At 37.5% G+C, this 16011-nt stretch carries 16 protein-coding genes and 1 pseudogene; 11 read left to right on the forward strand and 6 right to left on the reverse strand.

Features of this window, described 5'->3' with window-relative positions; all coding sequences use genetic code 11:
* Positions 1-65 precede the first annotated feature (65 nt).
* From ACOZIR_RS20145 to ACOZIR_RS20155, 3 genes and pseudogenes are all read right to left on the reverse strand, one after another.
* Positions 66-266 (reverse strand): annotated as a pseudogene (locus ACOZIR_RS20145) (DNA polymerase beta superfamily protein); the annotation flags it as partial.
* A gap of 134 nt (positions 267-400) precedes the next feature.
* Complete coding sequence (locus ACOZIR_RS20150; protein ID WP_052942369.1) at positions 401-619, reverse strand: hypothetical protein; 219 nt, start codon at positions 617-619, stop codon at positions 401-403.
* Positions 612-2165, reverse strand: a complete 1554-nt coding sequence (locus ACOZIR_RS20155; RefSeq protein WP_421535773.1) for an alpha/beta fold hydrolase — start codon at positions 2163-2165, stop codon at positions 612-614. The genes ACOZIR_RS20150 and ACOZIR_RS20155 overlap by 8 nt, the downstream gene beginning before the upstream one ends.
* 232 nt (positions 2166-2397) lie before the next feature.
* Between ACOZIR_RS20155 and ACOZIR_RS20160 the strand changes: the two genes are divergently transcribed.
* Positions 2398-2523, forward strand: a complete 126-nt coding sequence (locus ACOZIR_RS20160) for an anti-repressor SinI family protein (protein ID WP_013083022.1) — start codon at positions 2398-2400, stop codon at positions 2521-2523.
* Positions 2524-2726: 203 nt separating this feature from the next.
* Complete coding sequence (locus tag ACOZIR_RS20165) at positions 2727-3062, forward strand: helix-turn-helix domain-containing protein (RefSeq protein WP_013056901.1); 336 nt, start codon at positions 2727-2729, stop codon at positions 3060-3062.
* 103 nt (positions 3063-3165) lie between these two features.
* On the opposite strand, the gene ACOZIR_RS20170 is transcribed toward ACOZIR_RS20165, so the two are convergent.
* The gene (locus tag ACOZIR_RS20170; protein WP_045290427.1) at positions 3166-4254 is read right to left on the reverse strand and encodes an FAD-dependent monooxygenase; all 1089 of its coding nucleotides are present in this window, start codon (positions 4252-4254) and stop codon (positions 3166-3168) included.
* A gap of 340 nt (positions 4255-4594) precedes the next feature.
* Here ACOZIR_RS20170 and ACOZIR_RS20175 point away from each other — a divergent pair, with 340 nt between their 5' ends.
* From ACOZIR_RS20175 to ACOZIR_RS20210, 8 genes are all read left to right on the forward strand, one after another.
* A complete protein-coding gene (locus ACOZIR_RS20175) occupies positions 4595-4990 on the forward strand; it encodes a hypothetical protein (protein WP_045290425.1) in 396 nt (131 codons plus the stop codon).
* Positions 4991-5211: 221 nt separating this feature from the next.
* Positions 5212-5988, forward strand: coding sequence for an NUDIX domain-containing protein (locus ACOZIR_RS20180; protein WP_045290423.1), 777 nt, complete (start codon positions 5212-5214; stop codon positions 5986-5988).
* Positions 5989-6060: 72 nt separating this feature from the next.
* Positions 6061-6609: a cysteine hydrolase family protein gene (locus ACOZIR_RS20185; protein ID WP_045290421.1), complete on the forward strand. Its 549-nt coding sequence runs from the start codon at positions 6061-6063 to the stop codon at positions 6607-6609.
* A gap of 23 nt (positions 6610-6632) precedes the next feature.
* The gene (locus tag ACOZIR_RS20190) at positions 6633-8102 is read left to right on the forward strand and encodes a nicotinate phosphoribosyltransferase (protein ID WP_028413473.1); all 1470 of its coding nucleotides are present in this window, start codon (positions 6633-6635) and stop codon (positions 8100-8102) included.
* A 15-nt stretch (positions 8103-8117) separates the two neighbouring features.
* Positions 8118-8798, forward strand: coding sequence for a nicotinate (nicotinamide) nucleotide adenylyltransferase (gene nadD, locus ACOZIR_RS20195; RefSeq protein WP_014460242.1), 681 nt, complete (start codon positions 8118-8120; stop codon positions 8796-8798).
* Positions 8799-8832: 34 nt separating this feature from the next.
* A complete protein-coding gene (gene nadE / locus ACOZIR_RS20200; RefSeq protein WP_045290418.1) occupies positions 8833-9654 on the forward strand; it encodes an ammonia-dependent NAD(+) synthetase in 822 nt (273 codons plus the stop codon).
* Between the two features lie 181 nt (positions 9655-9835).
* Positions 9836-10273 (forward strand): S1 domain-containing RNA-binding protein, encoded by a 438-nt coding sequence (locus ACOZIR_RS20205; RefSeq protein WP_013056909.1) that lies wholly within the window; start codon positions 9836-9838, stop codon positions 10271-10273.
* Between the two features lie 739 nt (positions 10274-11012).
* Complete coding sequence (locus tag ACOZIR_RS20210) at positions 11013-13424, forward strand: S8 family serine peptidase (protein ID WP_045290416.1); 2412 nt, start codon at positions 11013-11015, stop codon at positions 13422-13424.
* Between the two features lie 36 nt (positions 13425-13460).
* Here ACOZIR_RS20210 and ACOZIR_RS20215 read toward each other — a convergent pair whose 3' ends face one another.
* Both ACOZIR_RS20215 and ACOZIR_RS20220 read right to left on the reverse strand, forming a co-directional pair.
* Positions 13461-14237 (reverse strand): 3-hydroxybutyrate dehydrogenase, encoded by a 777-nt coding sequence (locus tag ACOZIR_RS20215; RefSeq protein WP_045290414.1) that lies wholly within the window; start codon positions 14235-14237, stop codon positions 13461-13463.
* An 83-nt stretch (positions 14238-14320) separates the two neighbouring features.
* Positions 14321-14602, reverse strand: coding sequence for an acylphosphatase (locus tag ACOZIR_RS20220; protein ID WP_028408645.1), 282 nt, complete (start codon positions 14600-14602; stop codon positions 14321-14323).
* Between the two features lie 140 nt (positions 14603-14742).
* Between ACOZIR_RS20220 and ACOZIR_RS20225 the strand changes: the two genes are divergently transcribed.
* A complete protein-coding gene (locus ACOZIR_RS20225; RefSeq protein ID WP_045290413.1) occupies positions 14743-15960 on the forward strand; it encodes an MFS transporter in 1218 nt (405 codons plus the stop codon).
* The last annotated feature ends 51 nt before the right edge of the window (positions 15961-16011 follow it).

Genomic DNA, 16011 nt, shown 5'->3' on the forward strand with positions numbered 1-16011 from the left:
GAAATTATAAATAAAAGGCTTATCCGCTGCTACTTGCATTAGGGATAAGCCTTTTTGTTCTATACTTAGTTCCAAACTTCGTCTAAAGTATCTCTAAACAATTGATCTAATTCATATGTAGGGTCATCTAATTCTACAGATAAAGTTCTGACGTATTTGTCTAAACGGTCAATTTCTAAGCTTAAAAATTCATTAATAACGTTGATGCGCGGTTCTAAATCTAACTCATCACCGCTAATTTTACGCTTTAACAGCTTGCTAACCTCTTCTTTTAATGCTTTCTATATACAAATCTATATACAAATTATATTTCATAATAGATGGAAAATGATAAACAAATAAAAGAAGCTTCCTTTAAGCCTCTAAAAAGCTACGAAAATATAGAGAGTGAAAAATTATATCACTCAAAAAGCACTACATCCAATCCGTTTCTGCGGTAACAGGTTAAAAGCGTATACAGTTCTGCACGGTGGTGGTATAAATGAGACTGAATTTCAAGCAGCCACTCAAAGCGTGTATACGTGCATCCCCAATAGGATGTCTGCAGTGAAAATAGCTTTTGTTCGTCAAAAGAAGAGTAGGCCGCTTTTAGCTGGTTAAAACCATCTATTTTATTCAACTAAATACCGCATTTTTTGATCGAGCCAGTACTCTGATTTTTCATTGTTATCGAGCTTGATATAGCAATCGACAATTTCATCATAAATGAATTCCTTTTCTTCTACTAAATCAATAAATTTAATGAGTAGAAATACGGCTTTTGAAACTTTTCCATTTTCACAAAGCCATTCTTTCATCCAGATTAATAGGTCAAGAAGAATAATCTCTATTTTCACTCGGATATCAAGGAACCAATCGTCATAAATCGTTGTTAAATAATGAGGAACTAATTGATGCAATCGCTGTTCAGCTTCCTTGAATTTCAGCGCCGGGTCAGACTGTTCGGTTATCCACTGAAGGTCAGTTAGTAAATCTAATCCATCGCTTGACACATCGGCATTTAAGGAAATGAGCTGCCTGTTAACAAGTAAAACCGGCTCTGAATGTTCTGCGTTCAATAATTTTTTTAAATGAGATAAGTAGACGCGTAAATTCTTTTTGGCGTTGCTTAAAGGCATTTCGGGCCACAGCGCTTCGCATAGCTGTTCCCTGCTGATAGAATGGTGAAAAATAAGATATAGTAAAATTTCTTGAGCAAAGCGCTTATTCCAGCCTTCTGTAATAAGCTGACCATTTACATAGACGGAAAAAGAGTATAAGAAATCTACTTTAAGAGAGGGTGTGTGGGCATGGAAGTCTTTTTGTATGTCTATAGCCGTATCACTTTCCCAGTTTTTAAGTATTTTCATAGAATCATTCTTTAAAGAAGGCAGCTGATATGTATTACTTTTAATAAAATCTACGACAATTTCTCTGAGTAAAGCTGCTTTTTCTTTTACTAGAAATAGAGAATGTGCGTTAGGTATGGTCATATGACTGTAGTTTTTTAAAAACATCGTTTTTGAAATCAGATACTGAGATGAAAACAGCAAATCATTTTGGCCAGATAAAGTGAGTACAGGAAGTGAAATGCTGCTCAGCTCTTGAAATAGACTGGCTGTAGTAGAAAGTTTAACGAAACGGAAATATACATTGGGATCCATTTGTTTAAGTCTTTCAATTACCTCTTGTATGTTTGGATATTTGAGACTTTCCAGTTTGCCTAATTCAAGGATTTTATCTACCGGTATTTGATTTTTGCTTTCTTCGTTGTAACATCTCTTAATCTTTTGAATGGTGCTATCTGAATAAAAAGGAAGAGACAGTAGTATCAGTCCTTCAATAAGAGCTTCATAGCAGGCGGCAAATTTAACAGCGATTTGTCCCCCAAATCCCACTCCAACTAAGTAACATTTTTTTATATGTAACGTATGTAATAAGTGGAAAAGATCTTCAATATGAGCCTCGAACGATATCTCCCCTGTAGCGGAGGCGCTGTTTCCTGTCTCTCTCAAATCGTATTGAATAACAGAATAATGTTGGGTTAATTCTGCAGTAATAGAATCAAAAAGCGTATGATCAGTGATAACAGAATGAATCATCACAATGGTGTCTGTCTGGTCAGTGAACGCGGGCGAATGAACTTCATAGTAAATTTTTTCTGTCGCCGTATGCAGAAAAGGCATAAAAACAATCCCCCTAGTGTCTAACTGTAGCGTTTGTGTAACGGTAAAATTATTATGATAAGAATAGACAAAAATTTCAAAAAAATAGGTGCTTTTTAGTAATTAAAAAATGTCTAATGTTCTAGTAATATCCATTATACTGTAAAACCATAGTGAGAAATAAGGGAGAATGCCCAAAAACAGAAAAAAGAAAACGTTATCAATTTCGAAAAAAGAAGAAAGGAGGAGAATTATGAATTTTAAAGACGAAAATACGTTAGACTTAGAATGGGTTATGCTCATAATGGAAGCAAAACAAACAGGTATAAGCATCGAGGAAGTTAGACAATTTTTACAAAGCATTAGTTCAAATGCTTAGCCGATACAATGATAAGGGAATAAATCGTTCCCAAGTATAGATAACCTTTATAACCAGTCTCAAGCTATTTTCACTAGATGCATAATCACCCTTTTTTAGATGTATAATCACCCCTTTATGGTAAGAACGTTTATTTATAATGCACGGTAAAGTGAAATTATGGTATTATTATCGATAAGTAAGCATTAGTAAGGGTGATTAAAATGACAATTGGCCAACGTATTCGAGATCTTAGAACGAAACAAGGAATATCGCTAACAGAACTTGCAAACCGAGCGGGTGTTGCTAAATCGTACATATCTTCAGTAGAAAGAGGAATTCAGCTCAACCCATCCATTCAATTTCTAAACAAAATTTCTACCTCATTGAACGTGAGTATTGATAGATTGATTCATGAGCCTATGGATAAATCTGAATCGTTGGATATTGATGATGAGTGGCTTGAGTTAGCAAAAGAAGCAGCGGAGTCAGGAATAAGCAAAGAGCAGTTTAAACAATTTCTTGAATTTCAAAAATGGCAGCGGGCAAAGCAAGATTAACTTCGCGGAATATACATAAAAGAGAACTTACGTAGAATAACTGCTAAAAAATCATGATTGCAAAAAAGAGATTCCATTTATCTATGGAATCTCTTTTTTAGGTTTAAGAAGAAATAAAATGAGACGAGAATTCTTTTTCTCGCTGAAACTGAATACGTTCAAGAGTTATTAATTTAGGCTTTCTTTTCTGTTCAAACTGTCTCAATGTTTCTGAAATCTCTTTGTTTTGATAAAAAACTTGATGCAGTAAGTCAGACAGTAAGTCAGCGTCTTTTAATGACTCGTTTAATCCAAAAGCGCCAGTGGGGGTCATCGTATGAGCAGCATCCCCTAATAATAACAGGTGATGCTTTGACCATACTTCGCTTATGCTGCTTTGCACAGAAAGAAGCGTAAAGTCTGACCACGACGTAATAAACCTTTCTATTGAAAGGTTTAAGCTAGGGAAAGCGTCTATTAAACGCTGAATAAACGGTCTAAACGATTGTTTCCGAAGAGCAGGATAGCTACCTTTTTCAATATTCCATCCGATTTGCACGTAGCCTTTTGCTTGAGAAAAAAGCGCCACCTGCTGCTGTTTTACAAGTGCAAATTTAATAGAAGGCTCCCAATTGGCAGGTGCAGGAATTTTCGCCCAAAGCAAATCGTATCCATGATTGTGGATATTGTTTTTTATGTGCGCAAGTTTGCGAACAGTTGAATATCGACCATCTGCTCCAATAATGATTTTACTTTCAACTATTATTTCACCTTGGCCTTTTTGCTGAGCTTTTATTCCAGTATATCGGCCTTTTTCATTCTGCATGAGTTCCGTTATTTTTGTGCCCAGCATAAGCTTGTAGGAGGGATGGCTGCTTGCTTGGTTATTTATAGACTGAAGAAGATGCTGCTGTGGAACATGAATTCCTGCATGTCCAAGTTCAGATTTTATCGTTTTGAATACATGTCCATCCTTCCAGTATTCGACCCTGGACATTCGAAGGAGGCCTAAGCTTTCAATTTCTTCAAATATACGATGTTTCTTAAGAATCATTTCTCCATCTTCATTTAAATGTTCGCCTCGAAATTCTTTTCCAAGCGTATCAGATCTCTCTATCAATATAGTTGATATATTTTGTTTAGCCAGCAGATAGGCCAGTAGAGCACCGCCTGGTCCGGCTCCTATTATACACACATCTGTTCGATAGTTCATTTTCTTCACCTTGTTTGTTATATGCAATTAAGTTACTTTTAGTAAGTATATTAACTTTTATAAATTCTGATGTCAACTTTTTTATAGCTTTTCTTCTATGGAATTCGCTCTTTGGACAAAACACAAAGAAGGTTTTACATAATCAAAGTCAAAGATTAAGTTTTATGGTAAACTAAAATACGCAAATTATTTTGAATAATTTGTATAAAGGTGAAACTTCAAAATTGTTGAGAAAAAGCACGGTTGGAAAGCTGCAGGATTTTTAGCAAGAAGAGTATCGTTTGTATAGAGATCGTCTCTGAAAATTCTAGCAAACTCCAATTTCAACTGGAGGATGATTATGACAAAAATAGAACATTATATTCAAACATTAGGTAACAGTGCAGATTTGCTAACGCAAAGGCAGACAAGCATTTACTTCGAAAAACTTTCAAACACCTTTCCTTTTTTAACAATCATGCAAATTAATTGGAGAAAAGTATTAATTAAAAAGTCCGCTCGGCATATTGAAGAAATCAAAAAATGGCTTCAAGAGATGAATATAAAAGAGCATCAGGTTGTTTTATTCTGGAAACGAGCGACTAAAGCTGTAAGCGTCGATTTAGCTCAAGCTTTAACGTTTTTTCAACAAACAGCTGATCTTACAGAAGAAGCGTTTATTTACTGTCCGTCTGTTGACTATGTCATTGAATATTTTAAAGACGGTAAAATGATGATTGGTTTAGCAGCACGTTAATTAAAAGGGAAAAAAGCTGAGGGAAGAGGGGAATGAGAACTTCTTCACTCGGCTTTTTATGCATATAAACTCTAAAAAATACGAAACATAACGTTATTTACAACATAAATTACCTTCTCTTTATAATTAGTGGGAAAAGTATTGACATTTTCCATAAAATAAATATAATTAACATTAATCATATTGTTAATTGTAAAAAGAGTGATCAGGAGAAATGCTGAATGTCGAACAAAAAAGCAATGACGAATCAAACGAAAAAAGAATACCCTAAACCCTATGGCTATACGTCAGATATTGCTGTATTTACGATTGTGACGGAAGAAAAAGAACCATACAAACCACCTAAAATGAATTTGAAATTAATGCTTATCCAGCGAGCAATGCTAAACGCGGAGGGAGAAAAGAACAGCGAAGCAGGAAAGTGGGCGCTTCCCGGCGGATTTGTCCATCCTGATGAATCAGCTTTTGAAGCGGCTAAAAGAGAGCTCGAAGAAGAAACGGGCGTGAATGATATCCATTTAAAACACTATGGTGTTTATGATGAGCCCGGAAGAGACGATAGGGGATGGGTCATCACAAACGCACATTATGCAATCGTCCCAGAAGATAGTCTAATAAAGCGAAAAGCGAATGATGATGCTGCTCGAGTTGAATTATTTAAAATAGATGAAATCTTTTCATTGCCTTTAGCTTTTGATCATGAAATCATCATTCGAGATGCAATCAAGGAAATTAAGAAAGATTTATTGCAAACGACCATTGCTCAGAAGTTTCTGCCTTCTCAGTTTACATACTCTGAACTGCAGGCTGTGCTGCTTACCGTAACGGATGATGCGGCAATTAAAAGTGATCAGGCATTTGCACGAAAAATAAGAATGCTGCCATTTATTGAAGAAGTAGACGGAAAAACAACGACGAGAACGTCTAAAAAGCCAACAAAGCTCTACCGGTTTGTTGAGATGAATGTGATGAAGCCAATCTATACAGCACGCTATTAAAAGAAAAAACTTTCAATTCAAATAATTAACAATATGTTAACTGTTAATTTTTACTTATGAGGGGGAGACATAATGAAAAAAGCACTGATTAACATCGATTATACAAATGATTTTGTAGCTGAAAACGGAGCTTTGACATGCGGAGAACCAGGGCGGCACATTGAAACATCTATAAGCGATATCACGCGTCAATTTATTGAGCAAGACGAGTATGTCGTGTTTGCCATTGATTTTCATAAAGAAAATGATTCCTTGCATCCAGAATCAACGCTGTTTCCGCCTCATAATATTGAAGGTTCTGCAGGAAGAAAGCTATACGGAAAGTTAAATGATTTATATAATGTGTATCAATCAAAGGCAAATGTAGAATGGATGAATAAAACGAGATACAGTGCATTTGCTGGAACAGATCTGGAGATTAAACTGCGAGAAAGACAAATTACCGATGTCTACTTAGCAGGTGTATGTACGGATATCTGTGTACTTCATACAGCAGTAGATGCCTATAATAAAGGATTTGCTATTTATATCTATGAAAAAGCCGTAGCGAGCTTTAATCAAAAAGGCCATGAGTGGGCGCTTGAACACTTTAGATCTTGCCTCGGAGCAGAAATTATTTAAGGACATAAAAGTGGAGGAAATCAATGAATATGTTTACAGATGACAGCGTAATGCTACACACCGATTTATATCAAATTAATATGGGAGAAACGTATTGGGAAGATAACATTCATCAAAAGAAGGCTGTTTTTGAAGTTTTCTTCCGCAAACTTCCTTTTGGAAATGGGTATGCTGTTTTTGCTGGATTAGAAAGAATTATTGAATATATTAAAGCATTTAAATTTAGCGAATCTGATTTAACCTACTTGCACGAAGAATTAGGTTTTAAAGAGGATTATTTAGCTTACTTAAAAGACCTTACATTTACTGGGACAATTCGATGTATGCGTGAAGGTGAGCTTGTGTTTCATAATGAACCAATTTTACGTGTAGAGGCACCGTTAATTGAAGCTCAGCTCGTAGAAACAGCCATTTTAAATATTGTGAATTACCAAACGCTGATTGCAACAAAAGCAGCTCGAATCAAACATGTAGTAGGAGATCAAGTGGCAATGGAGTTTGGAACACGACGCGCTCAAGAAATGGATGCTGCTATTTGGGGAACAAGAGCAGCCTATATTGGCGGATTTGGTGCTACTTCTAACGTGCGTGCAGGAAAGAAATTTGGAATTCCAGTTGCAGGAACGCATGCCCATGCAATGGTGCAAGCTTATAAAGACGAATATATTGCATTTCATAAATACGCTCGTCGCCATAAAAACTGCGTGTTTCTAGTTGATACGTACGATACGTTAAAATCAGGAGTTCCCAATGCGATTAAAGTAGCAAAAGAATTGGGCGATAAAATTAATTTTACAGCGATTCGTTTAGACAGCGGCGATTTAACTTATTTGTCTAAAAAAGCTCGTCAAATGTTGGATGAAGCAGGGTTTACAGAGACAAAAATTGTTGCTTCCAACGATTTAGATGAAGATACGATTATGCATTTAAAGTCGCAAGGTGCACAAATAGACATGTGGGGAATTGGTACGAAGCTCATCACTGCATATGATCAGCCGGCGCTTGGAGCAGTGTATAAACTCGTCTCTATTGAAGGAGAAAATGGCGAGATGATGGATACGATTAAAATTAGCGCAAATCCTGAAAAAGTGAGTACACCAGGGTTGAAACGCGTATATCGTATTATTAATAATTTGAATGGAAAATCTGAAGGGGATTATATCACGATGGAAGACGAAGATCCTCAAAGCGAAGAACGTTTAAAAATGTTCCATCCTGTTCATACGTTTATCAGTAAATTCGTCACAAATTTTGAGGCAAAAGAACTCCATCATGATATCTTTGTAAACGGAAAGCTTGTGTATGAAACAGAAGAACTTCAGGAAATTCAGCAGTACGTAAAAGATAATTTAGAGCTGCTTTGGGATGAATATAAGCGCACGCGTAATCCAGAAGAATATCCAGTAGATTTAAGCGAAAAGTGTTGGGAAAATAAAACGCGTCAAATTGCGTACGTCAAACAAAAAGTAGCGGAAGCCCTAAATAAAAAATAGTAGGGAGCTGGGGACATGTCAGATACGCTTGCTTATTTTCAACAGCTAAACCCTGATAAGAAAATAGATAAGCTTTTAGAAAAAGGAGCGAAAATTGGAATTTATGGTTCTTCTTTTGATCCGGTTACCAATGTTCATCTTTGGACGGCATCAACGGTTGCGCATCGAAAGAAGTTAGATGCTATTATCTTTTTGCCTTCATCGCACAAACGAACAGATAAAAAGCTTCAAACGTCCGATGAGCACCGTGTAAATATGGTTAGCTTAGCGATTAAAGACAACCCGAAATTTTTGCTCGATACGTATGAGCTAGACGTATTGCCCGGCTATCATTACACATACTACACTATGGAGCACTTTAAAAAATTGCTCCCACACGCTGACTTATTTTTTATTATGGGAGCCGACTTACTGCAAGATATTGGTGAGGGCAAGTGGAAGAAAGCAGATGAACTTATTAGTGAAAACCAGTTTATCATCATGGCAAGAGAGGGAATAGACATGTTGAAAGCTATTAGTCATTCTCCTTTGCTTCGAAATTATGACGACGGCCGGTTTCAGCTTCTTGATAAGGGGCTGGCGATGGAAATCAGCTCTACTTATATTCGTCAAGAATTTGCCCGAGGCGGAGAACCAAGATATTTAATGCCTGATCTCTGTTATTTTTATAGTAAAAAACATGGATTGTATCAGTAAGAAATCTACATATAATGAAAGGAGAGCATGTATCATGTCAGACATGCAAGAAAAAATAAGGAAAGAGTTACATGTGAAATCTGAAATTGATCCAGCACAAGAAATTCGTGCCCGCGTTGATTTTCTGAAAACCTACCTAAAGTCAGCAAATGCAAAAGGCTTTGTATTAGGTATAAGCGGAGGGCAGGACTCTAGCTTAGCTGGACGATTAGCGCAGATTGCTGTAGACGAACTGCGAAAAGAAGAATATGAAGCAAAATTTGTAGCCGTTCGCTTGCCTCATGGCACGCAGCATGATGAAGCGGATGCCAAGGCGTCACTAGAATTTATTAAACCTAATGAAACATATACGTTTAATATTAAAAACACGGTGGAAGCATTTGAAAGTTCGTTTACAGGTGCTACAGATATAGCGCTCTCTGATTTTCATAAAGGAAATGTCAAAGCACGTACGCGTATGATTGTACAGTATGCAATCGGAGGAGAAAACGGCCTTTTAGTTATCGGAACCGATCATGCAGCAGAAGCAGTAACAGGCTTTTTTACAAAATACGGGGATGGCGGAGCAGACGTGCTGCCTCTAACGGGATTAACAAAACGTCAAGGAAAAGCATTGCTAAAAGAATTAGGTGCAGATAAACGATTGTACGAAAAAGTACCAACAGCTGACTTATTAGATAATAGTCCTGGTCAATCTGATGAAACGGAACTAGGAATTTCTTATGATGAACTAGACGATTATTTGGAAGGAAAAGAAGTATCACAAGAAGCTGCTGAAAAAATTGAACAGCGCTATCGTATTACTGAACATAAGCGTCAGTTACCGGCTAGCATGTTTGATGAATGGTGGAAATGAGAGAAATGCCCATATTAGGGATATCTAATATGGGCATTATTTTGACTGATTTCTTTCAAAAAACAAAAAAGAGGCGGAAAAAGTGTAATTTAACGAATTGTTTTCTCATACACACTTTGTTATTCTTACGCACTTTGGTATAATGAAGTGCTTTTAATATTATTGAGGAGGAACATTTTTTATGGCAGTTGAAGTAGGTAGCAAGGTACAAGGTAAAGTAACAGGTATTACTAATTTTGGAGCATTTGTAGAATTACCTGGAGGTCAAACTGGGCTTGTACATATTAGTGAGGTAGCTGACAGCTATGTAAAAGACATTAATGACCATCTTAAAGTTGGTCAAGAAATTGAAGTGAAAGTCGTTAATGAGAAAGACGGAAAAATTGGATTATCGATTAAAAAAGCGATAGATAAACCTGAAAGACCCTCATCTTCTTATTCACAACGCCCGCCACGTCAGGCAAGAAATAATGATAATCGTTCTAAAAGCAACTTCCAACCAAAGGAAAACTTCGAACAAAAAATGGCGCGTTTCTTAAAAGATAGTGAAGATAATTTATCTACACTAAAACGCAGCACTGAATCAAAACGAGGTGGCAGAGGCGGAAGACGCGGATAAATCCCTTCCACTTTAACTACTTTATTATATAGTTGAAGCAAGCCAGTAAAAATTGGCTTGCTTCTTTTTTGTGATAGCTTACGTACATGCGCTAGAAGAGTAAAGAGAAGGTTAGGTACTTACTTAGTTGTAAAGTAGATGCCAATCGTGACAAGCGATGAGAGAAGATCAAGGATGAGTAGGATGAAATTTAAATCTATCATAATCATGCCTCCCTTTTTGCGAGCGTTGACGTTAGTATCTGCACGAACTACTTTTATTATTCGTAATTTTTAAAAATTTCATTTAATTAAGTGTAATATTTTATATTAAATTAAACTATGTTCTAAATAATAAGTTATAAGATAAAAAACGCTTATAAGAACAATTTTCTTAAAATAATAAAAAAACCTTATAAGTAAACGAAGAGAAAGTAGCAATGAGTCCTTGATAGAAATAGCTAAATTAACAGAAATTCGTCAGTATTCTTGTATATTCATCTAATTCATTCATAATTTTAGGAATAAAAAAGTGCTGAAAAAGCAAAAAACAGACAAAATTCTTCGTTTTTTGAGCAGTAGTGCTTAGTTTATAAGAGAATGCAAAATGATTCTATAGACTCAAGGATTTTATAGTAATATATAGAACTTCCATACTATTCTAGTTTTTAGCTCATTAGCTCAGTAAAAGATGCGTATGTTCTGGGGATGAAGGCATACATAGTTGCACGAATTATAGAGAGAAATGGAGAGGGAAAACGATGAAAAAAGTATCAATTCAGGCTGTATTGAGTACAGTAGCATTTTCGGTTGCTTTATCTTCTTTTGCAATGGGAGCATCTGCTAACGGAAATTCAAAGCCGGCGCTTGAACCGTCTTTAGTTAAAATTCAAGGAGACTATAACTTAAAGTCGGCTAAAAAAGTAAAAGTTATTGTGGAGTTAAATGAAGAGTCTGTAGCGGAAGCAAAGAAAAAAGGAGTAGCACAAAGTAAAGGAAAGATTAAAAAAGCGCGTGACGAAGTGAAAAAAGAGCTTTCAAAAGCTTCGAAAACTTCAAAAGTAAAGCGAGAATACGATCAAGTGTTTTCCGGGTTTTCAGCGGAACTTCCGGCTAATGACCTTGAAAAAGTAGCAAGTTTACCGGGAGTAAAAGCTATTTATCCAAGCGTTGAATATCATACAACGGAAGTGAAATCCAAAGAAGTGAGCGCAGAAGAATACGGTTCTGAAATGGATAAAAGCATTTACTATGTGGGAGCAGATCAAGCGTGGAAATCAGGGTATACAGGTAAAAATATGACCGTAGCCGTTATTGATACAGGCGTTGATTACGACCATCCGGATTTAAAATCAGCGTTTGAGAAATATAAAGGATGGGATTTTGTTGACGATGACAAAGACCCTCAAGAAACGCCAGCTGGAGATCCAAAAGGAGAAGCGACAACGCACGGTACGCACGTAGCGGGAACAATTGCAGCAGACGGGAAAATTAAAGGGGTAGCTCCTGATGCTCATTTACTTGCATATCGTGTACTAGGTCCAGGAGGAACGGGTACAACCGAAGACGTGATCGCCGGTATTGAACGTGCGGTAGAAGACGGAGCGGATGTAATGAACCTGTCGCTTGGAGATACGATTAATAATCCGGACTTGGCAACGAGTATTGCATTAGATTGGGCAATGGAAGAGGGAGTCGTAGCTGTTACATCAAATGGAAACAGCGGACCAGCCAACTGGACAGTAGGTTCTCCGGGAACGTCTCGTGAAGCTATTTCAGTCGGTGCGACTCAGCTTCCTTACAATTTGTATAAAACGACGTTAACTGTAGATAATGCAAGCTATGCGTCAGCTGAAGTAATGGGCTTTCCAAATGACAAGGCGTTACTGGATGCAAGCGGTAAAACGTATGACTTTGTACCTGTCGGACTCGGAAAGCCAGAAGACTTTGAAGGAAAAGATGTAAAAGGAAAAGTAGCGGTTATTTCTCGCGGTGACATTGCGTTTGTAGATAAAGTTGACAATGCGAAAAAAGCCGGTGCTGCTGCAACGGTTATTTACAACAACGTAGAAGGAACAATTCCTGATATTCCAGGTACATCTCTGCCGAGTATTCGCCTATCAAAAGCCGATGGACAAGCTTTGGTAGCTTCTTTAGCAAAAGGATCCGTCACGGGCTCTTTTAACGCAACATTTGATCAGACAGTCGACGAAATAATGGCTGACTTTTCATCTCGCGGACCGGTTGTGGATACATGGATGATTAAGCCGGACATTTCGGCACCAGGAGTAGATATTATCAGTACAGTGCCAACCAATGATCCAAGTAACCCTCATGGATATGGATCAAAACAAGGAACAAGTATGGCCGCACCGCACGTAGCAGGAGCAGCAGCGTTAATTTTACAGGCACATCCAAATTATAAAGTAGAAGACGTAAAAGCATCTTTAATGAACACAACGGAACTTCTTCGTGACCGCAATGGGCTCATTTATCCTCATAATACGCAAGGTGCAGGAAGCATGCGCGTAGTAGATGCAATTAAAGCGAAGACGCTTATTACCCCAGGAAGTCACTCGTACGGTGTCTTTTATAAAGATAAAGGGAAACAAGTAGAAAAACAAAGCTTTAAGATTAAAAATCTATCAAATCACAGTCAAAAATACTCGGTCAAAGTAAAATTTAAGAAAAGCCATCAAGCAATTGACGTTAAATCAACAAACGATTTAGTTGTTAATGCAGGAAAAACGCAAAAAGTAAATCTCAATGTAAAAGTAGATGCAGGAAAATTATCTCCTGGCTATTATGAAGGCACAATTACGGTAAGTAACAATAAAGAAACGTACGATGTTCCAACGATCTTATTTGTAAAAGAGCCGGACTATCCTCGCGTTACTTCTGCTTATGTAGATGTACTTGGAAATGGCTCATTTGAATACGGCAGTTATTTACCAGGAGGAGCAGAGAAGCTTAGCTATTACATTTACGATGCAGCCCTAGAAAAAGGGGAATTGTTAAGTTCGTATACGAATGTAGAAAAAGGATTCTCTAGCGCAACGTGGGACGGGAAAATTAACGGTGAAGCTCTTCCAGCTGGAACGTATTATTTATACGCAGAAGCAGTAAAAGCAGGTCAGACGACTGGTTCTTTAGGGGAATTTGAAATTAAATAAATAAAAAAGAGTGTCAGGGTAACTGACACTCTTTTTTTATTGAGCTGTATATCCTCCATCGATCACAGCAGCTTGGCCGGTTACGCCTTTTGCTAAATTACTTGCTAAAAACATTGCATAATCTGCAATTTCATCGACAGCAAGCAAGCGTTTTTGAGGAACAAGAGGATAAATGACTTCTTCTAGTACTTTTTCAAGCGCTACATTTCGCGTACGTGCCAAATCTTTTAATTGATTTTGAACAAGCGGCGTATCAACATAACCAGGGCAAATCGCATTTACCGTAATGCCGTGCTCCGCACCTTCAAGAGCAGCCACTTTCGTTAAGCCAATCACGCCGTGCTTAGCACTGTTGTATGCCGCTTTTCCTGAGAAACCAATCAATCCGTTAATGGAAGACATGTTCAAAATGCGGCCGAATTTTTGCTTTTTCATAATAGGAAACGCATGCTTAGTCGCAACAAAAGGTGCAACAAGCATAATTTTCGTTAAAAGTTCAAATTTTTCAGTAGGGAATTCTTCGAGCGGGGAAACAAACTGCATGCCGGCATTGTTAATTAATACATCAAGGCGGCCGTATGTTTCAACCGTTTGAGCAATCATTTGTTCAATGTCACTTTCATTTGTCACATCTGCTTTAATGCCTAATGCTTCGTAGCCTTTTGTCTTCAATTTGTCTGCTGCTTTCTTAACTCCATCTTCATTCAAGTCAGTTAAGACAACAGTGGCTCCGTCTTCAGCAAAGCGTTCACCAATTTGATAACCAATACCTTGAGCTGCACCTGTAATTAACACAATTTTGTTTTCAACCATCGTTTTTTCCCCCTTATATGTAGAAAAAATAAAATCGCTTACTTTTCCATTTTATCAAAAATTATCTTGATTTAGCGAGTTTTTTAACTGTACTTCACGCGAAAAGAATGGGTGTGGGAAGGAGTGTTTACTATCTTTACTTCCACATTGCTAACAGAAGCGAACGGAGAGGGACCCTTTTTTATTTCTTCAATAAATTTTTGGATGTTACTTTCTTCCCCTTCAGCATCAATTTCCACTTTTTGATCGTCTCGATTTCGTACCCATCCGTTAATGGAGCATTCCATTGCTTTTAGCTGCGTGTAGTGACGGAACCCAACCCCTTGAACGCGTCCGTCTACAATCATATGCACATGTTTTTTCACTGTTCTCACCTCACAGGCAATTTTCCCTTTTTTATAAAAAAGAAAACAACTACAATCTTACTTTTCACTGTATAATAGAAAAAGACATTGTAAGACTTTAACAATTATAATGTAGATTAAATAAGAAAGAAGGGTTACGAATGCAAGCAGCAGCACGAACGCAGCAAGCGCAGCCGGCAACGATTTACCGTATTTTATTTGCGATTAGTTTAGGACATTTCCTAAATGATTGTATGCAGTCCGTTATACCGGCACTTTTTCCTGTCCTTGAAAAATCGATGAATTTAAACTACACGCAAATCGGCTGGATTGCTTTTGCTTTAAACATGACGTCATCGATTATGCAGCCGGTGTTCGGCGTATTTGCCGATAAGCGTCCCTCGCCATTTTTATTGCCAATTGCAATGTGTTTAAGCATGATTGGTATGGTTGGGCTCGCTTTAGCGCCAAATTTTTATTTTGTGATTATATCTGTTTTATTTGTAGGATTCGGATCCGCTATTTTTCATCCGGAAGGTTCTCGCGTAGCGTATATGGCAGCAGGAGGAAAACGGGGGCTGGCGCAATCTATTTATCAAGTTGGCGGAAATACCGGACAGTCGATGGCTCCGCTGTTTACGGCATTTATCTTTATCGGACTTGGTCAGTTTGGAACGATTTGGTTTACATTAATTGCAGGGATAGGCGTAGTGGTTTTATACAGCGTGTCTAAATGGTATAAATCAGAATTAGCTACTCGCCAACGCTTGAAGAAAAAGCAGTCAGATACTTCATTTACGATGAACAAGCAAATTATTTTTGCGGTTGGACTTTTAATTTTTCTTGTTTTTGCACGTTCATGGTACGGAGCAGGCATCCTTAATTTCTTTCAGTTTTATATCATTGAAAAATTTAATTTGCCTATCAAAAGCGCTCAACTTTACGTTTTTTTATTTATGATTGCAGGGGTATTTGGAACATTCTTTGGAGGGCCGCTTGCCGATCGTTTCGGAAAACGAAATATTTTATTGTTTTCTATGTTAGGGTCAGTACCATTTACTTTATTACTTCCTCACGTTTCTCTCGGAGTTGCAGCACCTCTTTTAGTACTAATCGGCTTTATTCTTCAGTCAAGTTTCAGCGTCACGGTCGTCTATGCTCAGGAGCTGATGCCGGGGAAAATTGGCTTGGTTTCCGGCTTGATTGTAGGGCTTGCTTTTGGAATGGGAGCTTTAGGAGCTGTTGTGTTCGGTAAATTAGCCGATGTCTTCAGCCTTCAGTTTATCATGCTGTTTTGCAGCTATCTTCCAATCCTAGGATTCTTAACGTGGCTGTTACCGAGCGATAAGCGTGTGAAAGAAATGCACGAAGCAAAATAAGGAAAAGAAAAAGCAAGCGCAGGGTAGCGTTTGCTTTTTTCTATGGGCGTG

The sequence above is a fragment of the Priestia sp. D3YE.R1 genome (assembly GCF_049199565.1).
Taxonomy (GTDB): Bacteria; Bacillota; Bacilli; order Bacillales; family Bacillaceae_H; genus Priestia; species Priestia aryabhattai.